This window comes from Pseudomonas sp. Kh14, assembly GCF_900291005.1.
Classification (GTDB): domain Bacteria; phylum Pseudomonadota; class Gammaproteobacteria; order Pseudomonadales; family Pseudomonadaceae; genus Aquipseudomonas; species Aquipseudomonas alloputida.
Genome location: NZ_OLKJ01000014.1, coordinates 1 through 26,265, shown reverse-complemented (window position 1 = coordinate 26,265; position 26,265 = coordinate 1). Strand labels below are relative to the sequence as shown.

Annotated in this window: 25 protein-coding genes; 11 read left to right on the top strand and 14 right to left on the bottom strand. The window is 61.6% G+C overall.

What is annotated here, in order from left to right:
* Positions 1–105: 105 nt before the first annotated feature.
* Entirely contained in the window at positions 106–1,581 is a 1,476-nt protein-coding gene (locus tag FQ668_RS06310) for a helicase HerA-like domain-containing protein (protein WP_014592257.1), read from the bottom strand.
* Between the two features lie 168 nt (positions 1,582–1,749).
* Here FQ668_RS06310 and FQ668_RS06305 point away from each other — a divergent pair, with 168 nt between their 5' ends.
* From FQ668_RS06305 to FQ668_RS06290, 4 genes are all read left to right on the top strand, one after another.
* A complete protein-coding gene (locus FQ668_RS06305) occupies positions 1,750–3,624 on the top strand; it encodes a methyl-accepting chemotaxis protein (protein ID WP_014592258.1) in 1,875 nt (624 codons plus the stop codon).
* 168 nt (positions 3,625–3,792) lie between these two features.
* Positions 3,793–4,914, top strand: coding sequence for a glycosyltransferase family 1 protein (locus tag FQ668_RS06300; protein ID WP_019437961.1), 1,122 nt, complete (start codon positions 3,793–3,795; stop codon positions 4,912–4,914).
* Positions 4,907–5,671, top strand: coding sequence for a DUF2334 domain-containing protein (locus FQ668_RS06295; protein ID WP_014592260.1), 765 nt, complete (start codon positions 4,907–4,909; stop codon positions 5,669–5,671). The genes FQ668_RS06300 and FQ668_RS06295 overlap by 8 nt, the downstream gene beginning before the upstream one ends.
* Positions 5,668–6,660 (top strand): lysylphosphatidylglycerol synthase transmembrane domain-containing protein, encoded by a 993-nt coding sequence (locus FQ668_RS06290; protein ID WP_019437960.1) that lies wholly within the window; start codon positions 5,668–5,670, stop codon positions 6,658–6,660. Before FQ668_RS06295 ends, FQ668_RS06290 begins: the two co-directional genes overlap by 4 nt.
* Here FQ668_RS06290 and FQ668_RS28955 read toward each other — a convergent pair.
* Positions 6,566–6,799: a hypothetical protein gene (locus FQ668_RS28955; protein ID WP_076402233.1), complete on the bottom strand. Its 234-nt coding sequence runs from the start codon at positions 6,797–6,799 to the stop codon at positions 6,566–6,568. The genes FQ668_RS06290 and FQ668_RS28955 overlap by 95 nt on opposite strands.
* Before the next feature lie 92 nt (positions 6,800–6,891).
* Positions 6,892–7,743, bottom strand: coding sequence for a formyltetrahydrofolate deformylase (gene purU / locus FQ668_RS06280; RefSeq protein WP_003251921.1), 852 nt, complete (start codon positions 7,741–7,743; stop codon positions 6,892–6,894).
* Between the two features lie 284 nt (positions 7,744–8,027).
* Between purU and mvaT the strand changes: the two genes are divergently transcribed.
* Positions 8,028–8,405, top strand: coding sequence for a histone-like nucleoid-structuring protein MvaT (gene mvaT, locus FQ668_RS06275; protein WP_003251920.1), 378 nt, complete (start codon positions 8,028–8,030; stop codon positions 8,403–8,405).
* Positions 8,406–8,478: 73 nt separating this feature from the next.
* Here the strand turns inward: mvaT and sbcB are convergent, their stop codons facing one another.
* From sbcB to FQ668_RS06260, 3 genes are all read right to left on the bottom strand, one after another.
* Positions 8,479–9,912 (bottom strand): exodeoxyribonuclease I, encoded by a 1,434-nt coding sequence (gene sbcB / locus FQ668_RS06270; RefSeq protein WP_014592262.1) that lies wholly within the window; start codon positions 9,910–9,912, stop codon positions 8,479–8,481.
* A 57-nt stretch (positions 9,913–9,969) separates the two neighbouring features.
* On the bottom strand, positions 9,970–10,329 hold the full coding sequence (locus FQ668_RS06265; protein ID WP_012053641.1) for a PilZ domain-containing protein: 360 nt from the start codon (positions 10,327–10,329) through the stop codon (positions 9,970–9,972).
* 123 nt (positions 10,330–10,452) lie between these two features.
* The gene (locus tag FQ668_RS06260) at positions 10,453–10,839 is read right to left on the bottom strand and encodes a hypothetical protein (protein ID WP_003251914.1); all 387 of its coding nucleotides are present in this window, start codon (positions 10,837–10,839) and stop codon (positions 10,453–10,455) included.
* 180 nt (positions 10,840–11,019) lie between these two features.
* Between FQ668_RS06260 and pyk the strand changes: the two genes are divergently transcribed.
* On the top strand, positions 11,020–12,474 hold the full coding sequence (pyk, locus tag FQ668_RS06255) for a pyruvate kinase (RefSeq protein ID WP_003251912.1): 1,455 nt from the start codon (positions 11,020–11,022) through the stop codon (positions 12,472–12,474).
* Positions 12,475–12,600: 126 nt separating this feature from the next.
* On the opposite strand, the gene groL is transcribed toward pyk, so the two are convergent.
* The 5 genes from groL to FQ668_RS06230 all read right to left on the bottom strand — a co-directional run bounded on the left by groL (position 12,601) and on the right by FQ668_RS06230 (position 17,178).
* A complete protein-coding gene (gene groL, locus FQ668_RS06250; protein ID WP_003251907.1) occupies positions 12,601–14,241 on the bottom strand; it encodes a chaperonin GroEL in 1,641 nt (546 codons plus the stop codon).
* 48 nt (positions 14,242–14,289) lie between these two features.
* Entirely contained in the window at positions 14,290–14,583 is a 294-nt protein-coding gene (locus FQ668_RS06245) for a co-chaperone GroES (RefSeq protein WP_003251905.1), read from the bottom strand.
* A gap of 243 nt (positions 14,584–14,826) precedes the next feature.
* Positions 14,827–15,288 (bottom strand): FxsA family protein, encoded by a 462-nt coding sequence (locus tag FQ668_RS06240; RefSeq protein ID WP_014592263.1) that lies wholly within the window; start codon positions 15,286–15,288, stop codon positions 14,827–14,829.
* 65 nt (positions 15,289–15,353) lie between these two features.
* On the bottom strand, positions 15,354–16,085 hold the full coding sequence (locus tag FQ668_RS06235) for a HugZ family protein (RefSeq protein WP_019437387.1): 732 nt from the start codon (positions 16,083–16,085) through the stop codon (positions 15,354–15,356).
* 82 nt (positions 16,086–16,167) lie between these two features.
* Positions 16,168–17,178 carry a DUF481 domain-containing protein gene (locus tag FQ668_RS06230; RefSeq protein ID WP_019437386.1) on the bottom strand — a complete coding sequence of 337 codons (1,011 nt, stop codon included), beginning with the start codon at positions 17,176–17,178 and terminating at the stop codon, positions 16,168–16,170.
* Positions 17,179–17,342: 164 nt separating this feature from the next.
* Between FQ668_RS06230 and FQ668_RS06225 the strand changes: the two genes are divergently transcribed.
* The gene (locus FQ668_RS06225; protein WP_014592266.1) at positions 17,343–17,696 is read left to right on the top strand and encodes an MGMT family protein; all 354 of its coding nucleotides are present in this window, start codon (positions 17,343–17,345) and stop codon (positions 17,694–17,696) included.
* A 43-nt stretch (positions 17,697–17,739) separates the two neighbouring features.
* Positions 17,740–19,287: an AmpG family muropeptide MFS transporter gene (locus FQ668_RS06220; protein WP_014592267.1), complete on the top strand. Its 1,548-nt coding sequence runs from the start codon at positions 17,740–17,742 to the stop codon at positions 19,285–19,287.
* Positions 19,288–19,491: 204 nt separating this feature from the next.
* Here the strand turns inward: FQ668_RS06220 and FQ668_RS06210 are convergent, their stop codons facing one another.
* The 3 genes from FQ668_RS06210 to FQ668_RS06200 form a co-directional block, all read right to left on the bottom strand.
* The gene (locus FQ668_RS06210) at positions 19,492–20,733 is read right to left on the bottom strand and encodes an MFS transporter (RefSeq protein ID WP_014592268.1); all 1,242 of its coding nucleotides are present in this window, start codon (positions 20,731–20,733) and stop codon (positions 19,492–19,494) included.
* Positions 20,734–20,940: 207 nt separating this feature from the next.
* Positions 20,941–21,783, bottom strand: a complete 843-nt coding sequence (locus FQ668_RS06205) for a mechanosensitive ion channel family protein (protein WP_003251892.1) — start codon at positions 21,781–21,783, stop codon at positions 20,941–20,943.
* Positions 21,784–21,899: 116 nt separating this feature from the next.
* Complete coding sequence (locus tag FQ668_RS06200; RefSeq protein WP_003251890.1) at positions 21,900–22,385, bottom strand: YajQ family cyclic di-GMP-binding protein; 486 nt, start codon at positions 22,383–22,385, stop codon at positions 21,900–21,902.
* 100 nt (positions 22,386–22,485) lie between these two features.
* Here FQ668_RS06200 and FQ668_RS06195 point away from each other — a divergent pair, with 100 nt between their 5' ends.
* From FQ668_RS06195 to FQ668_RS06185, 3 genes are read left to right on the top strand one after another with little or no spacing between them, the layout of a single operon-like run.
* Positions 22,486–23,403, top strand: a complete 918-nt coding sequence (locus tag FQ668_RS06195) for a putative 2-dehydropantoate 2-reductase (protein WP_014592270.1) — start codon at positions 22,486–22,488, stop codon at positions 23,401–23,403.
* A 37-nt stretch (positions 23,404–23,440) separates the two neighbouring features.
* Positions 23,441–25,471, top strand: coding sequence for an ATP-binding protein (locus tag FQ668_RS06190; protein WP_014592271.1), 2,031 nt, complete (start codon positions 23,441–23,443; stop codon positions 25,469–25,471).
* Position 25,472: 1 nt separating this feature from the next.
* Entirely contained in the window at positions 25,473–26,039 is a 567-nt protein-coding gene (locus FQ668_RS06185) for a cob(I)yrinic acid a,c-diamide adenosyltransferase (protein WP_019437284.1), read from the top strand.
* The last annotated feature ends 226 nt before the right edge of the window (positions 26,040–26,265 follow it).

Sequence of the window (26,265 nt, the reverse complement as noted above, 5' to 3'; positions counted from 1 at the left end):
GAAGGCGCCCTCGGGCGCCTTTTTCATAGCCGTTATGCCTGCGCCGCCTTGTTCTTTGCCGGAGCAGCCTTGTGCTACCAAGGGTATGGAAGCGGCGCAGGAAGACTACCTTTTCTTGCCCCCTAACAACGACCCCATCAACCCGCGCACCAACTGCCGTCCCAACTGGTTAGCTGCCTGGCGCACTGCCGACTTGATCGCCTGCCCCGCTGCACTCTGCAAGAACTCACCCGCTTTGTCGGCAAAACTCTCTTCATCCGCCTTCGGTTGTGGCGCCGGTTCCACCGGCTCGCCCTTACGCTGGCTCAGCATTTCATAGGCAGACTCACGGTCCACCGGTTTGTCATAGCGCCCCGCCAATGGCGAAGCGGCAATCAGCGCACTGCGCTCAGCCGCACTCAGGGGCCCGATACGCGACTGCGGCGGTGCAACCAGCACCCTCTGCACCATGGCCGGCGTGCCCTTCTCTTGCAACGTACCCACCAGCGCTTCGCCAATACCCAGTTCGGTCAGCACCGCCAGGGTGTCGAACGTTGGGTTGGGACGGAAACCATCGGCTACCGCCCGCAGCGACTTCTGCTCCTTGGCCGTGAACGCCCGCAAGCCGTGCTGAATGCGCAAGCCCAACTGGGCCAGCACCGCGTCGGGCAAGTCACCCGGCGACTGGGTAACGAAATAGACCCCCACCCCCTTGGAGCGGATCAGCCGGACCACTTGCTCAAGACGGTCCTGCAACGCCTTGGGCGTGCCGTTGAACAGCAAGTGTGCTTCATCGAAGAACAGCGCCAGCACCGGTTTGTCGGCATCACCGCGCTCGGGCAACTGCTCGAACAATTCGGCCAGCAGCCACAACAGGAACGTCGCGTACACCTTGGGTGCTTCGTGCACCAATCGGCTGGCATCGAGCAGGTGGATACGTCCACGGCCATCCGGATCAGGGCGTAGCAGATCCTCCAGTTGCAATGCCGGCTCGCCAAACAGTGCCTCGGCGCCCTGCTGCTCCAAGGTAGCGAGCCGGCGCAACAAAGCCTGGGTGGAGGCCGTGGTCATCAGCGCGCTGTCTTCGCCGAGCAACTGCGGGTTGTCCTTCAGATGCGCCAGCAGGGCCTTGAGGTCTTTGAGGTCCAGCAGCAGCAGGCCTTCGCGATCGGCCACCTTGAATGCTGCATACAGCGCCGCCTGCTGGCTGTCGGTCAGTTCCAGCAAGTTGCCCAGCAACAACGGCCCCATTTCACTGAGGGTGGTGCGCAGCGGGTGGCCAGACTGCCCGGCGATATCCCACAAGGTCACCGGGTAAGCCCTGGGCGTATGCCCCAGCCACGGCATGCCGGCGATGCGCTCAGCCACCTTGCCCTGTGGCGCACCGGCAGTACCCAGGCCACAAAGGTCGCCTTTGACGTCCGCGGCGAACACCGCCACCCCTGCGTCGCTGAACACCTCCGCCAGGCGCTGCAGGGTGACGGTCTTGCCAGTACCGGTTGCGCCAGCCACCAGACCGTGGCGGTTGGCCAGGCGCATTGCTTGCCCGACTGGCTGGCCATCCGGGCCCGCGCCTACAACGATGGTCGAAAATTCCGACATCTCTTTAATCCTCTGCTCAAGCTTTAGCTTAATTCGGCCGATACCTGTGGGTGTTATTCGCCTTAATAGAGAGGAACAGCCGAAAAGGGACTTTTCAGGATGTTGCACAACCTACGGCTCCACTCGTGCGAACGCCTGATATAAAACCTTAGCGGAACCGATTACGCCATGAACAAAAGCCTTCGTTTCAGCCACAAGATTCTTTTGGCGGCATCACTGATCGTGATACTCGCCTTCAGCCTTTTCACCCTCTACAACGATTACCTCCAGCGTAATGCGATCCGCGAGGACCTGGAAAACTATCTGGCTGAAATGGGCACCTCCACGTCGACCAACATTCGCAACCTGTTCGAGGGCCGGATAAAACTGGTGGAGAACCTGGCGCAGAACATTGCCCAGGACCCGGCCAACGCCGAAACCCTGATGGGTCAGAATGCGCTGATATCCAGCTTCCTCACGGTCTACCTGGGCAAAGTCGACGGCGGTTTCAGCGTGCGCCCGGACGCGAAGATGCCCGACGGCTACGACCCGCGCACCCGCCCTTGGTACAAGGACGGCATGAACGCCAGCGGCGCGACGCTGACCGAACCCTACATCGACATGACCACCAACAAGATGGTCATCGGCATCCTCAGCAAGGTCTCCAGCAGCGTTGGCGTGGTCGGCGGCGACCTGGCCCTGGACGGTCTGGTGCAGATCATCAACTCGCTGAACTTCGGCGGCATGGGATACGCCTTCCTGGTCAACGACCAGGGCAAGATCCTGGTGCACCCGGATAAGGATCTGGTCATGAAGTCGCTGTCGGACCTGTTCCCGCAGCGCACGCCGAAACTGACCGGTGAGCTGACCGAAGTGCAAAGCGATGGCCAGACCCGCCTGCTGACCTTCAGCCCGATTACCGGCCTGCCGTCGGCAAACTGGTACATCGGCCTGTCGGTGGACAAGGACAAGGCCTTCTCGATGCTCAGCACCTTCCGCACCTCTGCGGTGATCGCCACGGTGGTGGCAGTGGTGATCATCATCGGCCTGCTCGGCTTGCTGATCCGCGTGTTGATGCAGCCGCTGCACACCATGACCCGTGCCATGGAAGACATTGCCGAAGGTGAAGGCGACCTGACCAAGCGCCTGCACATCCACAACCACGACGAATTCGGTGTTCTCGGCAACGCCTTCAACCGCTTCGTCGAGCGCATTCACAGCAGCATTCGCGAAGTGTCCTCGGCCACCGAGCAGGTCAACGAAGTGGCCCTGCGGGTGATCAGCGCTTCGAACTCGTCGATGACCAACTCCGACGAGCAGTCCAACCGCACCAACAGTGTCGCCGCCGCCATCAATGAATTGGGCGCTGCGGCTCAGGAAATCGCCGGCAACGCCGCCCAGGCTTCGCAGCACGCAAGCTCCGCGCGCCTGTTGGCCGAAGAAGGCCAGCAAGTGGTCGAGCGCAACATTGCCGCGATGAACCGCCTGTCCGACCTGATCGTCACCTCCAGCGCGCACATCGAAACACTGAACAGCAAGACCGTGAATATTGGCCAGATCCTGGAAGTGATCACCAGCATTTCCCAGCAGACCAACCTGCTGGCGCTGAACGCCGCCATCGAAGCGGCCCGCGCCGGTGAGGCCGGGCGTGGCTTTGCCGTGGTCGCCGACGAGGTGCGCAATCTGGCGCACCGCACCCAGGAGTCGGCGCAGCAAGTGCAGACCATGATCGAAGAGCTGCAGGTCGGTGCCCGCGAGTCGGTCGACACCATGGACCAGAGCCAGCGCCACAGCCAGGACAGCATGCAGATCGCCAACCAGGCGGGTGAGCGACTGGACAGCGTTACCGTGCGCATTGGCGAGATCGACGGCATGAACCAGTCGGTGGCCACTGCCACCGAAGAGCAGACCGCCGTGGTCGAGGCGATCAACATGGACATCAACGAGATCAACATGCTCAACCAGGAAGGCGTGGAGAACCTGCAAGCAACCCTGCGCGCCTGCTCCGACCTCGAGCAGCAGGCTGGCCGCCTGAAGCACCTGGTGGGCAGCTTCCGTATCTGATAGAGGCTACACCTTCGCCTGGCACAGCCTCTGCGCTGCGCCAGGCATTGCGCACTCCCCTCCTCTCAAACCGATCGAACAAACTATCCTTCAGATAGGTCCACCTTTAGGCATTTCATCGCCGGCATTTCAACGCCGGATGACAGACCCGAAGACGATCCCGGAGGGATGCTGATCGTGCACATCGCCGACATCACCATGTTCTACGCCCCGGCCAGCGGTGGCGTACGTACCTATCTTGATGCCAAACATCACCGTCTCGACGCCATTCACGGCGTACGCCACAGCCTGTTGATTCCCGGTGCCAGCGCCCAACACGGCGATGGCATCTATCAGGTACCTGCGCCGCCCTTGCCGTTTGGCAAGGGCTACCGCTTTCCGGTACGCCTGGCCCCCTGGTGCAATACACTGCGCACGCTCAAACCCGACCTGATCGAAGTTGGCGACCCCTACCTGACCGCCTGGGCGGCGCTCGAAGCGCGGCGCCAGCTCGACGTGCCAGTGATCGGTTTCTACCATTCCGACCTGCCGTTACTGGTCAGCAACCGCATGGGCAACTGGTTCGCACCCAATGTCGAGGCCTACGTCAGCAAGCTATACGGCAATTTTGATCGGGTACTGGCCCCCAGCCAGGTGATGGCCGACAAACTACGCCGCTTGGGCGTGCGCGATGTCCATGTGCAGCCGCTGGGCGTTGACCTTGCCACTTTCCACCCCTCCCGGCGCGACCCACATGTACGTGCCGAACTGGGCATTGCCGACACCAGCCGCCTGTTGATCTTTGCTGGCCGCGGCTCGCGGGAAAAGAACCTGCCGGTGCTGCTTGACTGCATGCAGCAACTCGGCGACCCCTACCACCTGTTACTGGTGGGCTCGAACATGCCGGCCAGCGTGCCGCACAACGTCAGTGTCATCGATCACTTCTGCCCGGCTGCCGAGGTGGCCCGGCTGATCGCCAGCGCCGATTTGCTGGTGCATGCTGGCGACCAGGAAACATTCGGCCTGGTCATCCTCGAAGCCATGGCCAGCGCCACACCCGTGGTGGCCGTGCGCGCCGGTGCGTTCCCTGAAATCATCAACGAACAGTGTGGCCGCCTGTGCACGCCCAACGATGGTCGGGCCATGGCGTGCGCCGTGCGCGAGGCATTCGAGGCAGGTATCCGCGAGCTCGGCGTGCAGGCCCGTCACCATGTAGAGCAACATTATTCATGGGATAACGTGGTAGCTGGCCTGCTCCAGCACTACCAGGCCGTGCTCGGCCACCAGCCGCAGGTGCGCGCCCATGCTTGAGCCTTCCGCCAGCCAACGCAGCCTCATGCTGGTGTTGCATGATGTTGCCCCGGAAACCTGGCCGGACTATGAACCGTTCGTAGAGGCCGTCGACGCGCTGGGCAACGTGCCAATGACATGGCTGGTGGTCCCGGATTTCCATCGACGTAATCCGCTGCACCAGGCGCCTTCGTTCTGCCGTCTGCTGGACCAACGCCTCGCCAAAGGCGACGAACTGGCGCTTCACGGCTATGCCCATGCTGACGAAGGCCCCGTACCGCGCAGCCCCATCGACTACTTCATGCGGCGCATTTATACCCATGAAGGCGAGTTCTACAGCCTTGATGAGAACGAAGCGCTTACCCGGCTACAGGAGGGCCTGGCACTGTTCGAGGACCAAGGGTGGCCTGTGGCAGGGTTTGTCGCACCGGCCTGGCTCATGAGCCAGGGCACGCGGCAAGCGCTGTGCCGCCTGCCACTGAAATACACCAGTACACCGCAGCATCTGTACCGCTTGCCGGACTTTACGGCCATTGATGCGCCAGGCCTGGTCTGGAGCGCGCGCAGCGCATGGCGTCGCAAACTGTCCCGCACGCTGTGCGACTGGCAATGCCAGCGCTGGCGAGGCGCGAGCACGTTGCGCTTGGGGCTGCACCCTGTAGACATGCGCCATCGCTCATCCCGTGACTATTGGTTGCGCACGCTGGAGAGACTGTTGAAGGATGGCCGCGAACCGCTGACCAAATCTGCCTGGCTGGAGCGCCAGGGGGCAGCATGAAGCGCTGGGTCTGGCTGGCGTTGGCATTGCTGGGTGCAGCGCTGGTGCCAGCGTTGCTGGGCGGTAGCGAGCTGCTGCCGAGGCTGAGCCGGTTCGACCCGCACCTGCTGCTCATGCTGCTAGGCATGATTATGTTGTGCTGGGTCATCAATGCGCTGCGCCTGCGCCTGTTGCTGGGTGAGCAGGCAAAACAGTTGAGCCATGCTCGCAGCCTGGGCGTGGTCATGGCCACCGAGTTTGCCATCTGCACCACCCCTGGCGGCAGTGGTGGGCCGCTGACCCTGATGGCCCTGCTGGCGCGAGACCGCATCCGCCCGGCACGCAGCGGCGCCGTTTTTGCCATGGACCAGTTGAACGACCTGGTGTTCTTCTTTTGCGCAATGCTGGCGATTGCCGGCTACGCGCTGTTCCACAGCCTGGGCCGCAGCCAGGAAAGCATGTTGCTTGGCAGTGCGTTACTGCTGTGCACAGCGCTGGCCGGGGTGATCGGGCTGTTGCGCTACCGGCGCCCGATAATGCGCATGAACGGCAGGCTGTTGCAGCGCATGGGGATGGGCCAGCCGCGCAAACGTCGCTGGGCGCGCAAACTGCTGCACTTCGTCGCAGCACTGGCGCAGACCTGGCGCCTGCCCAAGCGCAGGCTGAGCCTGGTGTTCACCCTGACCTGCATCCATTGGGGGCTGCGCTACAGCGTCTTGTACCTGGTGCTGCGGGGCTTGGGGGTAGACCTGCACTGGATTCCCAGCTTCCTGGTGCAGATGCTGTCGCTCAGCGCCGGCCAGTTCAGTCTGCTGCCTGGCGGCGCCGGGGCCGCCGAGCTGACGTCGGCCAGCCTGTTGACACCCTTGGTGGGCAGCTCGACCGCAGCTGCGGCAATCCTGATATGGCGGGCGGTTACGTACTACTTTTATCTGCTGGCTGGGGGGCCGGTGTTTGTGTGCCTGCTGGGACGTCCGTTGCTGGAGCGCTGGCGGCGTCAGGCGGGTTGAGCTGTTGCCAGAGTTCGGCGGCGCCGGGGAAGTCGGTGCCATCCGTGTCATCCAGGGCTTCAGGGTCGTAGCGGGCCAGGCAGCCTTCGCCAATAGTCGGTGGAGGTGAGGCGAAGGGGTTGTTGCGTTGCTTGGTCATTGCCGTTTCACCCAAGATTGCCGGGGCGCTCTGCGCCCCTGTCGCGACAGGGCTGCGCAGCAGCCCGGAATCTCACAGCAAGCCGGACGGTGTCAGTCGAACACCACAGTCTTGTTACCATGCACCAGCACACGGTCCTCCAGGTGATAACGCAGGCCACGGGCCAACACCATCTTCTCCACATCACGGCCAAAGCGGACCATGTCCTCGATGCTGTCGGCATGGCTGACACGCACGACATCCTGCTCGATGATCGGGCCGGCATCCAGCTCTTCGGTGACGTAGTGGCACGTCGCGCCGATCAGCTTCACCCCACGCAGGGCGGCCTGGTGGTATGGCTTGGCGCCGACGAACGACGGCAGGAAGCTGTGATGGATGTTGATCACCTTCTCGGCATAGTCCCGGCACAGTTGTGGCGGCAGGATCTGCATGTAGCGGGCCAGCACCACGACGTCGGCCGCATGCTCCTGCACCAGACGCGACACCTCGGCAAAGGCCGGAGCCTTGTCTTTGGGGTCGACCGGTACATGGAAGAATGGAATACCGTGCCACTCGACCATGCTGCGCAGGTCGTTGTGGTTGGAAATGACGCAAGGGATCTCGCAGTCCAGCTCATCGGTGTGCCAGCGGTGCAGCAAGTCTGCCAGGCAGTGCGACTCACGGCTGGCCATCAATACCACGCGTTTTTTCTGAGCCGAGTCGGTAATGCGCCAGGTCATGGAGAACTCTTCGGCGATCGGCGCAAACGCCTCACGGAAGGCTTCTATACCGAACGGCAGCGATTCAGCGCGGATTTCATGACGCATGAAGAACCAACCGCTCTGCTCATCGGAGTGGTGGCTGGCTTCGTTGATCCAGCCATTGTACAAGGCCAGGAAATTACTGACTTTCGCCACGATGCCTACACGGTCGGGGCAGGCGATCACCAGACGATAGGTGCGCATGAATGAGACTCCAGAACTTCGCAAAGGCGCCTATTCTAGCGGTCCGCCAGAAAAAACGCAGTATTGATCGTTGCCGCGATGGCATATGCAAGCCCGAAAACGCCACACGGGCGCTGCCTCACAGACAAGAGGAAACGCACGGGGCATATGTAAAATTTTGTTCACGTAGAGAAATGCTGTCACAGCTTAATTAACAGTTAATTGCCCAATCTTATGTTTACTTGCGAGTATGGGCTGTCTATTATTGCCCCACACATTTCTGAACACGCATTAAGGAACACTCCATGTCCCTGATCAACGAGTACCGCGCCACCGAAGAAGCCATCAAGGAACTTCAGGCCCGCCTGGCCAATCTGTCGCAGGATGACAAGCTGAAGAAAGAACTGGAGTTCGAAGGCAAACTGCGCACACTGATGGGCGAGTACTCCAAGTCGCTGCGCGACGTGATTGCCCTGCTCGATCCAGAGTCGAAACTGAGCAAGGCACCACGTGGTTCGGTCAAGACTACCGCCACCAAGCGCGCACGCAAGGTCAAGCAATACAAGAACCCGCACAACGGTGAAGTGATCGAAACCAAAGGCGGCAACCACAAGACCCTGAAAGAGTGGAAAGCCACTTGGGGCGGCGACGTGGTTGAAAGCTGGGCAACCCTGCTGGACTGATTATCCGCATACGCCCTATTGCTTCGCACAACAAAAACGCCGGCACATTGCCGGCGTTTTTGTTTACCTGCCATCAGCCGATGGAATAGTGTTCCTGCAATTGTCGAGCATGCAGTTGCCAGGCCTCCAACACTCGCCTGCCTGCCTCGTCGGCGCCCTCCCAGGCTTGCTGGCGCGCCTTTTCGAAGTCGCCCAAGGTATTCGGCGCCCCCCACTGCGGATCGCTCAGGCGCTGTTGGCAGAAGCCATACCAACGTTGCCGCTCTTCGCCGGTCAAGGTTTCAGGGAAGTTACGTGCCCGGTAGCGGAACAACAGCTCCGGCAAACGAGGATCATCGAACATCCAGTGGCCATGGCTCAACTGCGCCGGTTCCAGCGCCCGAACTTGCTCGCATAAGCGCCGGTCGCGGTCACCTATAAAACCCTCATACAACTGCTGTTCCGGGTCCTCACTCGGGGAGAACTCGTCCTTGCCATAGATGTGCTCCAGCTTTTCTTGCCATTGCGCCTGTTGATTGGCCAATTGTTCGCCGCGCGATTGTAACAACGTCAAGTCCAGGCCCAATCGTTGTTGATCGACCGGGCGCAATACCGACAGCGGTGCCACTACCGGGCAACGATTGATCTGCACCAATTTGAGCGGTACCGGTAATTCACCTTCGGCCAATTCATCATGCCGGGTGTACAAGCGCTGACGCAAAACTTCAGCACTTTCCCGCAGTAACGGTAGGGTTTCCTGATGCAGGTCGCAGACAATGAGTGCATTGCGATTACGCGGGTGCCAGGCCAGTGGCAATACGACCCCCAGGTAATTGCGCGCCGCCGAAAAACGCCCGGATATATGCACCAGTGGCTGCAACAAACGGATCTGCTCCATCACTTTATGCTTGCTGCGCAGCTGAAACAGCCAGTCATACAACTTGGGTTGTTTCTGCCGAATCAGGCGAGCCAAGGCAATGGTCGCCCGCACGTCGGAAAGCGCTTCGTGGGCATGACCGTGGTCAATGCCATTGGCCTTGCTCAGCAGTTCCAGACGCAGGCTGGTGCGCCCGTCCTGCTGTGGCCATTGAATGCCTTCCGGGCGCAAGGCATAGGCGGTGCGCACAATGTCGATCAGGTCCCAGCGGCTATTGCCTCCCTGCCATTCACGGGCATAGGGGTCGAAAAAGTTGCGGTAAAGGCTGTAGCGGGTCACTTCATCGTCGAAGCGCAGGGTGTTGTAGCCGGCACCACAGGTGCCCGGTTGCGCCAGCTGGGCATGCACCCGAGTCATGAACTCGGCTTCGCACAGGCCCTGCTCCGCCAGCAGTTGCGGCGTGATGCCTGTCACCAGGCAGGCCGCCGGGTGCGGCAGGATGTCGTCCGACGGTCGGCAATAAAGGCTGATTGGTTCGTCGATTTCGTTGAGGTCGAAGTCAGTGCGCAGGCCGGCCACCTGCAGCGGCCGATCGCAGCGCGGGTTGATGCCGGTGGTTTCATAGTCGTGCCAGAAAATGCTGGAGGTCACGGGGTCGTCCTGTATCGAGGTCGACCCGATTCTAGCGCGATTCTGAAAAATGAACGTTCAGACGGGAGCGTTGGCGGGGCGGAAACTGAAATAGTCGCGCAACGAACGTACGAAATCATCGTACTCGCGCGGAGACTGCAGCAGCATGAAGCCCGAATCGTAGTGCCCAGGCGTCTGGTCCTCGCGGCACCACAGGCAACTGGCAGTGAGGTTGACGAACTGGTGCCCGCCGCCAGGCAGGGGCATACGCAGTTGCAGCTCGTAATCGGGCCCGACCAACACGGGCAGCTGGCTGATGACCATCAACCCATTTTCAGAGGCATTGCCTAGCTGACCGATCTCCTGACCGGTAAAGCGATTGAACACCTTGAGGACACAAGGTAATTGATGACGTTCGATGTGGCGCTTGTTGAACATGATCGCGAGTGTATTCCGTACCTGATGCCAGGAATACAAGGTACTGGCGGTTGTTGTAACAGCTGAGTTACAGATTAGCGCAGCGCGCGCAGCAAATCTCGTGAAATAAACCACACCTTTGTGTTAGCGCCAAGGTACGGTCGTCACCGGGTTGGCCACGGCCGTTTCTGCGCCGCGCAAATGGCCGAGTTTTTCCAGGGTCTGCAGGCGCGCTCGGGCGCGATAGGCATATTCGTTGCCCGGGTATTGCTGGATCAGGTACTGATAGGTCTGCGCCGCGTCCACGTACAACGCCTGACGCTCCAGGCACTGGCCGCGCAGCAGGGACACTTCGGGGTGGATGAACGGCCGAGCACGGCTGGTGCGATCAACCTGCGACAGTTCGAGCATGACCCGTGCGCAATCGCCGCGGTCGTAGGCGCGGTAGGCATTGTTCAGGTGGTGGTCCATGGACCAGCGGGTGCAGCCGACGGCGCTGGCGGCCAGGGCTAAAACGATCAGGGCTCGCATGGGGATCTCCTTTGATGCCAGTGTATCGGCGTTTGCCTGCAAATCTTCACACCCTTTTGCAAGGATACCCTGCCCCGTTCAAATGCCACCCTGCCTTGGTTGCAGGTAGTGCAACGGAACAATGACTACAGCGAGATTCAGGAGTAGCCTTTCGCTGCGCTTCACTATAGGAGTCTGTGCATGAGCATCCGCCGCACCAAAATCGTCGCCACCCTTGGCCCCGCCAGCAACTCGCCGGAAGTGATCGAACAACTGATCCTCGCCGGCCTGGACGTGGCACGTCTGAACTTCTCCCACGGCACGCCGGACGAGCACAAGGCCCGCGCGCGCCTGATCCGTGACATCGCCGCCAAGAACGGCCGCCATGTTGCACTGCTGGGCGACCTGCAGGGTCCGAAGATCCGCATCGCCAAGTTCGCCAACAAGCGCATCGAACTGAAGATCGGTGACAAGTTCACCTTCTCCACCGCCCACCCGCTGACCGAAGGCAACCAGGACATCGTCGGTATCGACTACCCCGACCTGGTCAAGGACTGCGGCGTTGGTGACGAACTGCTGCTCGACGATGGCCGCGTGGTCATGCGCGTCGAAACCGCCACTGCAGACGCCCTGCACTGCGTGGTGATCATCGGTGGCCCGCTGTCGGACCACAAAGGCATCAACCGTAAGGGTGGTGGCCTGACCGCACCGGCCTTGACCGAAAAAGACAAGGCCGACATCAAACTGGCTGCGGAAATGGACCTGGACTACCTGGCCGTGTCCTTCCCGCGTGACGCCAGCGACATGGAATACGCGCGCAAGCTGCGTGATGAAGCCGGCGGCAGCGCCTGGCTGGTGGCCAAGATTGAGCGCGCCGAAGCAGTTGCCGATGACGAGACCCTCGACAAGCTGATCGCCGCCTCCGACGCTGTGATGGTTGCCCGTGGTGACCTGGGCGTGGAAATCGGCGACGCCGAGCTGATCGCTATCCAGAAGAAGATCATCCAGCACGCCCGCCGCAACAACAAGGCCGTGATCGTGGCGACCCAGATGATGGAGTCGATGATCCAGAACCCGATGCCGACCCGCGCGGAAGTGTCCGATGTGGCCAACGCCGTGCTGGACAACACCGATGCGGTGATGCTGTCGGCCGAAAGCGCCGCCGGTTCCTACCCGATCGAAGCTGTCCAGGCCATGGCACGCATCTGCCTGGGTGCCGAAAAGCACCCGACCAGCCAGAAGTCCAGCCATCGCCTGCACACCACCTTCCAGCGCTGCGACGAAAGCATCGCCTTGGCGGCCATGTACACTGCCAACCACTTCCCGGGCGTAAAGGCGATCATCGCCCTGACCGAAAGCGGCTACACCCCGCTGATCATGTCGCGCCTGCGTTCGCATGTACCGATCTTCGCCCTGTCGCCGCACCGCGCCACCCAGGCGCGCGCCTCGATGTTCCGTGGCGTGTACCCGATTGCCTTCGACCCGGCCGCGCTGCCGGCCGACAAGGTGAGCCAGGCGGCGGTCGACGAGCTGCTCAAACGTGGCTTGGTGGAGCAAGGTGACTGGGTGATCCTGACCAAGGGTGACAGCTACCACACTATCGGTGGCACCAACGGCATGAAGATCCTGCACGTCGGTGATCCGCTGGTCGGTTGATCCACGCTTTTCACAGCACAAGGCTCAAGCGCAGCCTTGTGCTGCGAAGATGGCCCGACAGGAATAACAAAAAGCCCCGGTTCTCGCGAACCGGGGCTTTTTGATGGTGCAGGTGGTAAGGCTGGCTTACATCATGCCGCCCATGCCACCCATGCCGCCCATATCAGGCATGCCAGCAGCTGGCTTGTCTTCCGGCAGGTCGGCAACCATGGCTTCGGTGGTGATCATCAGACCGCCGATCGAAGCAGCAGCTTGCAGCGCCGAGCGAGTAACCTTGGCTGGGTCCAGGATACCCATCTCGATCATGTCGCCGTATTCACCGGTAGCGGCGTTGTAGCCGAAGTTGCCCGAACCTTGCTTGACCTTGTCAGCAACCACGCTTGGCTCATCACCGGCGTTGGCAGTGATCTGGCGCAGCGGGGATTCAACAGCGCGACGCAGCAGCGCGATACCGACGTTCTGGTCTTCGTTGTCGCCTTTCAGGTCGACGATGGCCGCCAGGGCACGAACCAGGGCAACACCACCGCCAGGCACCACGCCTTCTTCAACGGCTGCACGGGTAGCGTGCAGGGCGTCTTCAACGCGGGCTTTCTTCTCTTTCATTTCAACTTCGGTGCCGGCACCCACCTTGATCACGGCAACACCGCCAGCCAGCTTGGCCAGACGCTCTTGCAGCTTCTCACGGTCGTAGTCCGAGGAAGTTTCCTCGATCTGGGCACGGATCTGCTTGACGCGTGCTTCGATCTCGGTGTCAGCGCCAGCACCGTCGATGATGGTGGTGTTTTCCTTGGACAGGATGACGCGCTTGGCGTTACCCAGGTGCTCCAGGGTAGCGGTTTCCAGGGACAGGCCGATTTCTTCGGAGATGACCTGGCCGCCAGTCAGGACGGCGATGTCCTGCAGCATGGCCTTGCGGCGATCGCCGAAGCCCGGAGCCTTGACTGCAGCAACCTTGACGATGCCGCGCATGTTGTTGACTACCAGGGTAGCCAGCGCTTCACCTTCGACGTCTTCGGCAACGATCAGCAGTGGGCGGCCCGCCTTGGCAACGGCTTCCAGAACTGGCAGCAGCTCACGGATGTTGGAGATTTTCTTGTCGACCAGCAGCAGCAGCGGGCCTTCCAGCTCGGCAACCATGGTGTCCGGCTTGTTGACGAAGTACGGCGACAGGTAGCCGCGGTCGAACTGCATGCCCTCTACGACGGACAGTTCGTTTTCCAGGCCCGAGCCTTCTTCAACGGTGATCACGCCTTCTTTACCGACTTTTTCCATGGCTTCGGCGATGATTTCACCGATGGAGTTGTCGGAGTTGGCAGAGATGGTACCTACCTGGGCGATGGCCTTGGAGTCGGCGCATGGCTTGGACAGGTTCTTCAGCTCGGCAACGACGGCAGCAGTGGCCTTGTCGATACCGCGCTTCAGGTCCATCGGGTTCATGCCGGCAGCGACGGCTTTCAGGCCCTCGTTGACGATGGCCTGAGCCAGAACGGTAGCGGTGGTGGTGCCGTCACCGGCAGCGTCGTTGGCCTTGGAAGCAACTTCCTTGACCAGCTGGGCGCCCATGTTTTCGAAAGCGTCTTTCAGCTCGATTTCTTTGGCGACGGAAACGCCGTCCTTGGTGATGGTCGGCGCGCCGAAGCTCTTGGCCAGTACCACGTTACGGCCTTTCGGGCCCAGGGTCGCTTTTACCGCGTCAGCCAGAACGTTGACACCAACCAGCATTTTCTTACGAGCGGAATCACCAAATTTTACGTCTTTAGCAGCCATGATCGTTTAATCCTTGAAAAACTTTGGAGTAACGGGAAGTCGGGGAAATCAGCCTTCGACAACGGCGAGGATTTCGTTCTCGGCCATGACCAGCAGGTCTTCGCCATCGACTTTCACGGTGTTGCTGCCCGAGTACGGGCCGAAAACCACTTTGTCACCCACTTTCACGGCCAGCGCGCGAACTTCGCCGTTGTCCAGGACGCGACCGGTGCCGACGGCTACAACTTCGCCGCGGTTTGGTTTTTCAGCGGCCGAACCCGGCAGGACGATACCGCCAGCGGTTTTCGATTCTTCTTCGCTGCGACGGATGACTACGCGGTCATGCAGAGGACGAAGTTTCATTGTCGATCTCTCCCAAATTGTGGTTTTCATCGGCCGGTTCGACACCGGCGGTTTTGATGCTGTCCGGCGTTGCCGGGGGTGGCCCGCTGTGAGCGAACCACCTGTGTAATGTCTGGTGTTGCCACCAGAAACCTTGCGGTGACCACATACATGAGGCCGCCACATCCAATTACAAGGCTCGAGATAGAAAATTTTTCATCAGGCCAAAAAAAACCGGGGCCGCTTTCGCGGCCCCGGTCCTTCTTACTTGTCGCGGCGCTCGTACTCACCTTCGATCACGTTCGGGCGGTGGCCGCCATCACGCGGCTGCGCCTGGAAGGGGTCATCCTGGAATGCACGCTGGCGCATGGCCTGGGCCTCGGCACGCTCGCGCATCTTGCGCGCCGCCATGCGGCGGGTGAATGGCAGCAGGCACAGCACACCCAGCACGTCGCTGATGAAGCCGGGCAGCAACAACAAGCCACCACCCACGGCCAGCATCATGCCCTGGAACATGTCCTCGGCGGGCAATTCACCGCGCTGCAGGCTTTCACGGGCGCGCAATGCAGTCGCCAGGCCGGCCACCCGCATGACCAGTACGCCCAGGGCGGAGCCGGCGATGATCAGCAGCAACGCCGGGAAGAAACCGATTGCCGCGCTGACCTTCACGAAGACGAACAGCTCCAGCACAGGAAAAATCAGAAACAGCAGTAGAAAAGCACGCATCAAGGGTTCCTCGACGGAAGATAACCTTCCAATAAGACCTCAAATGGATGCCTGCGCTCCAGATTTCAACCCTCGGCTTGCACCACAAGCGGCCAATTGTCGGCGCGAGCCAGCAAAACCAAGGCCTCGCGGACTTGTGTCGGCGTGTTGCAAGTAGTGGGGAAAGGCAACCAGTGCACTCCCTGGCCGATGCGCAGGTGCATGCCTTCACTGTCTACCCCAACCATCTGCGCCGATACGTGCTGTGGCAACCCGGTCAATTCGACGTAGTGGGCAATGGCACTGGCGTGATCGCTGTTCATGTGTTCGATCATACTCCCCTCGGCCTTGCCCGCGAACGGGTTGGCCAAGGTCACATGATCAAGCCAGTGGATCGCACCGAAGCCGCCGATGTAGCGGTGGCGCACCGGTTGCAGCACCCAGAAATCGAAGTCGTGGGCCTTGTGGTAGTTGGCCGCGTCCGGGAAATAGCGGTAATAGCGTTCGGCGGCGGCCTCGATGGCGGCCTCGTCGACCAGCTTGTGCGCTTCGGCCATCACCGTCAGGCGCCCTACCGCCTGCACATCCTCGGCCTCGCGCTCACCCACCAACAGCGAACACTTGGGGTCCTTCTGCAGGTTGTGGGTATGCTGGGCAATACGGCTGATCAGAATCAGCGGGTTGCCCTGGGCGTCCAGGCAGTACGGCACGACCGACCCGAAGGGGTAGCCAGGCATCGACCTGGAATGTGTCGAAAGCACGCCGCGGTATTCCTTGAGCAGCAGTTCCCGGGCGGGGCGAATGGCGTTGGTACTCACTTGAGGGCGGCTCCTGGCGGACGGGTTGGGGACAAGATAAGCATTATCAGCTGCCTGTGCCACTGACCTGCATCCAGACGCCTTACCAGGTAACGCCGAAGCCCGCGGTATAGCGTGTCTTGTCCAGGTCACTCTCACGCGTGCCGGTGATGATATCCTTCTCCGCCTTGAGGTTGAGCGAGGCCCACTCGGTGACCTTGTAGCGCAGACCAACCTCGGCATCCAGCGAATAGTCTGCTACGCCACCCAGCGGCTTGGCGAACTCGCCGTTGGTGAACAGCTGCACGTTCTTGCCGATCAGATAGCGGGTGTAATCCCACTTCACGGCCGCAGAATAGAAATTATCCTTGCCGCCGTCCCGATACTCGAAATCAGTGCGGTTGATCAGTGAGCCCAGCGAGAACGCCCCCAGCTCATCGTCCCAGAACTGGTAACCCGGGCCGGTACCCACGGTGCGCTGGCGGGCCAGGTCTTCGATGTGATCGCGCTTGTATTCCGCACGCCCCTGCCAGAACCACTTATCGGTAATGAAGCGGTCCAGCGCGTACTCGGCGCTCCAGTTGTTGGTGGTGGTGACGTCGTCCTTGGTCTCGCGGTTGTACTCACCCTCGGCGTTGTGCCGCCAACGGCCATGGCGGGCAGTGGTCTTGAAGCCCACGTCATAATCGTCGGTGTCGTTCTCGGCGCGCTTGTAGTCCAGTGCCACGTCGACATTGCCTTTCCACACGAAATCCTCAACCAGCGGCTTGGGCTTCATGATCTGCTCGATGCTGGCCAGCTCCACCGTCTTCGGTGTCTCGCCATTGGCCAAGGTCACCTTGCCTGGCTCGGCGGCCTTGAGCGACTTGGCTTTCTCTCCGCTGTAGGCGTCCTGCTTGACCAGCATCTCCTGGTCGCTTTCCAGCGTCTGAACCTGTTTCCAGTCCAGGGCGATGGACCCGCCATAAGGGGTTTCAAGCAGCAGCTTGCCGCCGTCGAATACCTTGATCTTGCCACTTAGCCGGTCACCGTTCTTCATCCACACAGTGTCGGCCCACACCGGAGAGGCACACAGGGAAACAGCAAGAAGGCACAACAAGGATCTAGAATTCATAAACGGGCTTTGTTTGCGGACTATGGGTTCGATTTGACGAAAAAGCCGGGCATTATCCAGATACCCACGACCAGAGCAAGGACAGACCGGGAGTATGCCGTTGAGTTCAACTCTCATTTACCAGACCACCGGTCCGGTTTCATCTGCAGCCCAAGGCGGGCGAGATGTCTGATGGATATGAGCATGCCCTTGATTCGGCCGAGGGCCGACGAACGGCGCTGTATTCAGTACTGGGCCAAGTGCCACCCGGCAAGGTGGTGAGTTATGGCCAACTGGCCGAACTGGCCGGGCTTGGCCGTGCGGCGCGCTGGGTGGGGCGTACCCTGGGGCAGTTACCCGCAGACACACGCCTGCCTTGGCACCGGGTGCTCGGTGCAGGCGGCCGGCTGAGCCTGGCGCTGGGCACCCCGTCGGGCGATGAACAACGGGCGCGGTTACGCGGGGAAGGTGTGAATGTAAGCAACAATCGTGTGGATATGACGCGCCATGGCTGGCGCCCAATGGAGCACAGCGGTTAGAGTGCGCGCTTTGTTTTCGAAAACTTGAGGCAGATGTTGGCCCATGCCCCGTAAAACCTGGCGCGCTGCGCTTGCTGCCTATGCCAGCCCGTCAACATTGGTACTTTTGCTACTCGGTTTCGCCGCCGGCCTGCCCTACATGCTGGTGTTCTCGACCTTGTCGGTATGGTTGCGCGAAGCCGGCGTTGCCCGTGAAACCATCGGTTATGCCAGCCTGATTGGCTTGGCCTACGCCTTCAAGTGGGTCTGGTCGCCGCTGCTCGACCAATGGCGCTTGCCGCTGCTTGGCGGCCTCGGGCGCCGGCGTTCGTGGCTGCTGTTGTCGCAAGCGCTGGTAGTGATCGGGCTGGTCGGCATGAGCCTGTGCGACCCGCAACAGCATCTCTCCTGGCTGATCGCCATGGCCGTGCTGGTGGCCTTCGCCTCGGCTACCCAGGACATCGCTGTCGACGCCTACCGCCTGGAAATCGCTGACGACCAGCGCCAGGCCGCGCTCGCTGCCAGCTACATGGCCGGCTACCGGGTGGCTGCCTTGCTCGCCACGGCCGGTGCCCTGTTCTTCGCCGAGTGGTTTGGCTCTACCGGCTTCAGCTACCTGCACAAGGCCTGGGCCGGCACGTACGTGATGTTCGGGGTGATGATGCTGCCCGCCCTGTTCACCACGTTGGTCATGCGCGAACCACCAGTGCCCATGCGCACCCAACTGTCGGCAGCGCGCTACGGGCTGGTGCACCAGATGGCCTCGGTGTTCGTGCTCATCATCCTGCTGGTCTCGGTACCTGCCAGCTTCACCCAGATGTTCAATACCGGCTGGTCCAGCGTGATCTCCGGTGATGCCACGCCGCTCGACCTGCTGCTGGAAGACCGCGCCTTCCTGCGCCTGATCCTCTACGTGCTGCTGTCCTGGGCCTGCCTGTCGAGCCTCGGCCGTCGCGGCCTGGCTCCCGTGCTGACCCCGATCAACGACTTCATCACCCGCTACCGCTGGCAGGCTCTGCTGCTGTTGGGCCTGATCGCCACCTATCGCATGTCGGACACGGTGATGGGGGTGATGGCCAACGTGTTCTATATCGACATGGGCTTCACCAAGGACCAGATTGCCAGCGTCAGCAAGATCTTCGGCCTGATCATGACCCTGGTCGGCGCCGGGGTTGGCGGCCTGCTGATCGTGCGCTTCGGGATCATGCCCATCCTGTTCATCGGCGGCGTAGCCTCTGCTGGCACCAACATCCTGTTCCTGATGCTGGCTGACATGGGGCCGAACCTGGAAATGCTGGTGGTGACCATCTCACTGGACAACTTCAGCTCCGGCATGGCTACCTCGGCCTTTGTCGCCTACCTGTCAAGCCTGACCAACCTGAAGTTCTCGGCGACCCAGTACGCGTTGCTCAGTTCGATCATGCTGCTGTTGCCGCGGCTGATCGGCGGGTATTCGGGCGTTATTGTGGAGAAGTTCGGCTACCACGACTTCTTCCTGATCACGGCGCTGCTGGGGGTGCCTACGCTGATCCTGATCGCCCTGCAGTGGCATCAGGAAGCCGGGCGGGGGACGCCGGTGGCGGACGACCACTCGGTGGCTGAGCGGCCCTGAAGCTTTGTATTGCCTGTGCTGGCCTCTTCGCGGGTAAACCCGCTCCTACAAGGCGGCGCGGCCCTGTGTAGGAGCGGGTTTACCCGCGAAGAGGCCAGGCCGCGTTGCCTTGTAGGAGCGGGTTTACCCGCGAAGAGGCCAGGCCGCGTTGTCTTGTAGGAGCGGGTTTACCCGCGAAGAGGCCGGCACAGGCAATACCGCTTATCAAGCAACAGCCCCTTCCCCAGGCCGCCCACCCACCACAAACCACAGCGGCCACAGCGCCAACGCCCCCGCCACCCCCGCTGCCAGGGCAAAATGCAGCAAGCTGGCGCCGGCGCCAATCATCGCCAGCAGCGCTCCACCGAGCCCCAGCAAGGCAATGGTGATCATCCCCAGCATGGCCGAAACCAGCCCCTTGCTCTGCTCACTGGAGAACAGCGTCATGCGGTACAGCACCGCATTGGCCACGCCCAACCCAAGCGCGTACAGCGACATGCCGGCCACCACACTGGTCACGCTGGGCCAGCGCCAAGTCGCCAGCACCATCAGGCACAGGCCAGCCAGGTATGGCCAGAGCGCGCCACGCACCAGGGCTGGCAGCGGGTAGCGATCGGCAATACGGTTGATGATCAGGTTACCGAGGATCAGCCCACCAAATACCGGCAACTGCCACAAGGCATACTCCAGGGTACTCAACCCCTCATCGTGAATCAGCAGCACCGGCGACAGGCCAATCCAGCCAATCAGCGGCAAGCCGACCAACCCAAGGGCGGCGCTGCCTGCAACGAAGCGGCGGTTGCCCAGCAACTGACCATAGCCCGCCAACAGCGGCAGCAGGTGAATCGGCGTGAACGCCAGCCGCGAGCCGTCACGGCGCTCCACGCCCAGGGTTTCCGGCATCAGGCGGTACAGCAGCAGCCAGGCCAGCACCGCGCCGATGGCGAACGCCACGAACAGCCAGCGCCAGTCCAGCCATTGCAGCAGCAAGGTGCCCACCAGCGGCCCGAGCAGGGGCGACAGCAAGGCGATGTTGGCCAGCAGGGCCATCATGCGTACGGCATCAGCCTCGCTGAAAGCCTCGTTCAGGGCTGGGTAGCTGACGGTGACCACGAAGCCCAGGCCAATGCCCTGCAACAGGCGCAACAGGTTGAACAGGCCGATGTCCTGGACCCAGAAGGTAGCCAGGCAGGCCAGGCCAAAGAATGCGCAGCCGACCAGCAGCAGCGGGCGCCGTCCATAACGGTCGGCCAACGGGCCGATCAGCCATTGCAGTACCACGCCCCCCAGCAGGTACAGGTTGAGGGCATGGGGTATGTATTCGGGGCTGGCGTCGAGGTCGCTGACCACGACCGGCATGGCCGGCATGACCGCGTCGCTGGCCAGGTAGGTCAGCAGTTCGAACAGGGCCAGGGTCAGGCCGAACAGCAAGGCACGCAGAGGGGTGATATACAGCAGTGGTTTCATGATGGCGTATCGGGTGTGGCGGGCGGGGTCACGCTATATGCCAGAAATGGCTGGAAATTGCTGTGAACAAGTGTAATCAGGGTCGGAAAAAGCTGGGGCCGCTTTGCGCCCCTTCGCGGGCAAGCCCGCTCCTACAAACACGTATGTCCTCGTAGGGGCGGGCTTGCCCGCGAAGGGGCGCAAAGCGGCCCCGGCTTGAACGCGGTATTACTGCGTTGCAGTCTCCTGCACCACGCGAATAACCCGCTGCGGAAACGGAATGTCGATCCCTTCGGCTTTCAACCGGTCACGCGCATACTCGTTGAGCATGAACATCACATCCCAGTAATCGGAGGTCTTGGTCCACAAGCGCAGCGATACGGTGATCGAGCTGTCGCCCAGCGTCGACACGACCGCCTGCGGTGCCGGGTCTTGCAGAACACGCGGGTCCTTTGCCAGCTCCAGCAACACATTGCGGGCCTTCTGCAGGTCGGCCTCGTAGTCAACGCCCACATCGAACACCACCTTGCGCGTCGGCTGGCGGTTGGTGTTGGTAATGATGCCGTTGGACAGGCTGCCATTGGGCATGATGACCGTCTTGTTGTCACCGGTGCGCAGCACGGTGTGGAAGATCTGGATACTGTCGACGGTGCCGGCAACGCCCTGCGCCTCGATCCAGTCACCGATACGGAACGGGCGGAACATCAGGATCAGCACACCACCGGCGAAGTTCGCCAGGCTGCCCTGCAAGGCAAGGCCGATGGCCAGGCCTGCGGCACCGATGGCGGCGACGAACGAGGTGGTCTCGATGCCGATCATCGAGGCCACGCTGACCAACAGCAGCACCTTCAGCACGATGTTCGCCAGGGTGCTGATGAAGCCCTGCAGCGCCAGGTCGGCGTTGCGCAGGCCAACCAGCTTGCCGAGGCGGGCGCTGACCTTGTTGATGATCCACCAGCCGACCGCCAAGGTCAGCAGTGCCAGCAGCACACGGCTGCCGTATTCCATGATCAAAGGGATCCACGTTTGGGATTGGCGGACGAGCTGGTCGACCTCAGCGTTCAAATCCATATTCATCTCCTGATGCCGAGCGGCAAGTACACGGTAGAACAGGCCGCGCGTGTTATTACGCAACCACGGCCCCCATGGACATCATTTGGCCATCGGGGTTCCGGGCCACCCCCGCATCAGTCGCGGAAGTTGTTGAACTGCAGCGGCATGTCGAATTCCTTGGTGCGCAGCAGGGCAATGGCTTCCTGCAGATCGTCACGTTTCTTGCCGGTTACCCGTACCTGCTCACCCTGGATGGCGGCCTGTACTTTCAGCTTGCCATCCTTGATGGTGGCTACGATCTTTTTTGCCAGGTCCTTGTCGATGCCTTCGCGGAACTTGGCTTCCTGTTTCTTTTCCTTGCCGGAGGCGTAGGGGTCCTTGGTTTCCAGGCACTTCACGTCGATCTTGCGCTTGACCAGTGCCAGGCGCAGGATCTCCAGCATCGCCTCGAGCTGGAACTCTTCCTCGGCGGTGAGCATCACGGTCTGCTCTTTGTCCTTGAACTCGAAGGTGCCTTTGCCCTTGAGGTCGTAGCGGCGGTCCAGTTCCTTGATGGCGTTGTCGACCGCGTTCTGCACTTCGTGCTTGTCCAGTTCCGATACCACGTCGAACGAAGGCATGGTTGTTCTCCCAAAATAAAAGCGCGCTCAGGCTGAAGATGGAGCGCGCTGGGTTTGAAGGTTAAAATGCGGGCTCATTATAACGGGTTGCGAAACGCATATGAGCAGCACCTGGCATATTCTCGGCGCCGGTAGCCTTGGCAGTCTGTGGGCCTGCCGCCTGGCACGCGCAGGCAAGGCCGTGCGCCTGATCCTGCGTGACGGGCAACGGCTACAGGCTTATCAGCAGGCCGGTGGCCTGACCCTGGTCGAACAGGAGCAAACCCGGCACTACGCCATACCTGCCGAAACGGCGCAAGCGCAAGGCCCGATCCACCGGCTGCTGGTGGCCTGCAAGGCCTATGACGCTGCCCCGGCGATTGCCGGTCTAGCGCCACGGCTGGCCGAGAGCGCCGAAGTGCTGCTGTTGCAGAATGGCCTTGGCAGCCAGGATGAAGTCGCAGACCTGGTGCCGCACGCTCGCTGCATCTTCGCCTCCAGCACCGAAGGCGCCTTCCGCGAGGGGGACTGGCAGGTGCGTTTTGCCGGCCATGGCTTCAACTGGCTGGGCGACCCACGTAACCCCATGATCCCCGCCTGGTTCGATGACCTGCACGAGGCCGGTATCCCCGCAGAATGGACAGTAGACATACTGACCCGCCTGTGGCGCAAGTTGGCGCTCAATTGCGCCATCAACCCGCTGACCGTGCTTCACGATTGCCAGAATGGCGGGCTGCTGGGGCACCTGGGTGAAGTGCAAGCCCTGTGCGTCGAACTGGCCCGACTGCTGCGCCGTTGCGGCCAGCCGCAAGCAGCCGAGGGGCTGGAGGAAGAAGTGCAGCGGGTAATCCTCGCCACCGCAGCCAACTACTCTTCCATGTACCAGGACGTGCATGCAGGACGGCGCACCGAGTTGCACTACCTGCTCGGCCATGCTTGCCGCGCTGCGGGCCGTCATGGCCTGCACTTGCCGCAGCTGGAACACCTGCTGCAGCGCTTGGTCGAAAACCTGCGCGCGCGTGGTTTGCCCTGCGACTGACGCGGCCCTTCAACCGGATACGGACATTGCCTTGCCCATGACCTTGCGCCAACGCCTGGAAAACCTCCCGGTCGGGCAGAAGCTGCTGGCGGCCCTGCTGGTATTGCTGGTGACCATCTTGCTGATGGCCAACCTCACCTTCATCAGCGCCGCCTACTGGATCACCCAGGAAAGCATGGCGCCCCAGGCCATGCAGACCATCGGCCGGCTGGTGGCCAATCCTCAGCTTGCAGCCCGCGCCGGCGACACCCCGGAAACCGCCCGTGCCCTGCTCAAGGAACTGGACAGTTACACACCGCTGCGCGCCGCCGCGGTCTACGGTGGCGATGGCCGAATGCTGGCGCAGTTGCAGCATGGCGAGCCGCTGGCCCTGCCCAAACGTTTTCGCAACATCGACGGCTGGCGCCTGATGGAGTTTCGCAGCACTCAGTTGATCCGCATCCCCCGCGATGCCAACCCACCGGCACACTTGCTGCTGGTAGCCAGCAGCGAACTGCCCACGGCCTTCTACACCGGCACACTCAGCGCCAGCCTGGGCATCCTGGTGTTCAGTGTCCTGCTATGGATCGTCATCGCCCGGCAGATCAAACGCCTGATCACCCAACCGATCAACCAGCTTGAGGAACTCAGCCGCCAGGTTACCCGCGAAGAGAGCTACGCCTTGCGCGCCCAACGCGGCAACGATGATGAAATCGGCAGCCTGGCCGAGGCCTTCAACACCATGCTGTCGCGCATCGAGGCCCGCGAGCAGCAGCTCAAGAGCGCCCGCGACGAGTTCCAGAGTGCCTACGACCAGGCTCAGGGCCTTGCCGAAGAAACCCGCCACACCAACCGCAAGCTGGAACTGGAAGTACAGGTACGCAGCAAGATCGAGAAAAAGCTCACCGGTTTTCAGAACTACCTCAACAGCATCATCGACTCGATGCCCTCGGCACTGATCGCCCTCGACGAACAGCTTTACGTGACCCAGTGGAACCACGAAGCCACGGTGCTTTCCGGCACGCCACTGGACGAGGCACTTAACCAGCCGGTGTTCATTGCGTTCGAGCCGCTGAAGCCGTTCCTCCCGCAACTGAAGGAAACCGTGGAAAAACATCGAGTGGCGAAGATCGAGCGGGTAACCTGGCCCAAGGGCGACGACCTGCGCCACTACGCCCTGACCTTCTACCCACTGACGGGCGGCGGCGGGCGCGGCGTGGTCATTCGTATCGACGACATCACCCAGCGTCTGTCATTGGAAGAGATGATGGTGCAGTCAGAAAAAATGCTCTCGGTCGGGGGGCTGGCTGCCGGCATGGCGCACGAAATCAACAACCCGCTGGGCGCTATCCTGCACAACGTGCAGAACATTCGCCGGCGCCTGTCGTCCGACCTGCCGCGCAACCAGGAACAGGCCGAAGAGCTGGGCATCGACCTGGCCACGATCAACCGCTACCTGGACAGCCGCGAGGTGCCGCAGCTGCTCGACGGCATTCAGCAGGCCGGCGCCCGGGCGGCGAAGATCGTCACCCACATGCTCAGCTTCAGCCGCCGCAGCAACCGCCAGCTGGTGCCATGCGAGCTGCCGGCGCTGATCGATCAGGCGCTTGAAATTGCCGGCAATGACTTCGATCTGGCCATCGGCTTCGACTTCAAGGGGCAAGCCATCGTGCGCCAGTTCGACCCCGACCTGGGGCCGGTGCCATGCACCGCCAACGAGCTGGAACAAGTACTGCTCAACTTGCTGAAGAATGCAGCCCAGGCCATCCACCAACGCCCGCAACCCAGCGAGCCCGGACGCATCACACTGCGCACCCGGCTAAGCCCGCCATGGGCCGAAATCCAGGTCGAAGACAACGGCGTCGGCATGCCCGAGGCGGTGCGCAAGCGCACCTTCGAGCCGTTCTTCACCACCAAGGAAATCGGCCAGGGTACCGGCCTGGGCCTGTCGGTCTCCTACTTCATCATCACCAACAACCACAAGGGGCAGATGGAAGTGCAATCCACGCCAGGCCAAGGCACCTGCTTTACCCTACGCCTGCCCCTCACCCAGCCGGCAGCGGCGGTGCCGGCCAGAACGGAGCAATGACATGGGCTACCGCCTTTCGAAGATTTATACCCGCACCGGCGACAAAGGCGAAACCGGCCTGGGCGACGGCCGTCGGGTGCCCAAGGACCACCCGCGGATCGAAGCGATTGGCGAGGTGGACAGCCTGAACAGCCAGTTGGGGTTGCTGCTGGCGGGGCTCGCCGAGCACGGGCTGAATGAAGTGACCGCAGTATTGGCGCCGTGTCAGCACCGCTTGTTCGACCTGGGTGGCGAGCTGGCGATGCCCAGTTACCAGGCGTTGAACCTGGCGGAAGTGGAACGCCTGGAGGCGGCCATCGATGTGTGGAACGAAGAGCTGGGGCCGCTGAAGAACTTCATTCTGCCCAGTGGTTCGGCGCTGGTGGCGCAGGCGCATGTGTGCCGCAGTCTGGCGCGCAGTGCAGAGCGCCGGTGCCAGCAGTTGAATGCCATGGAGCCGCTGGAAGGCGTTGGTTTGGCGTATATCAACCGGTTTTCCGATCTATTGTTCGTGGCGGCGCGGATCATCGGGCGGCGCCAGGGGGTGGCTGAGGTTTTGTGGCAGCCCGCAGAGAAACCGAAAGGCTGATACTTCTGGGGCTGCTTTGCAGCCCATTCGCGGGCTTGCCCGCTCCCACAGGTTTCGAGCAGGCTTGAAGCTTGTGAGTTTCCTGTAGGAGATCACCCAGCCCTTCCGGGCTGCGCTGTCGCGCAGCAAACATTGAAGTACACGACTTTAGATTTGCAGTGGCGCTGACATTTTGTAAAAGAAAAGGCGGCTGGCCCGGTAGGGCCAGCCGCCTTTTGCTTTGTTA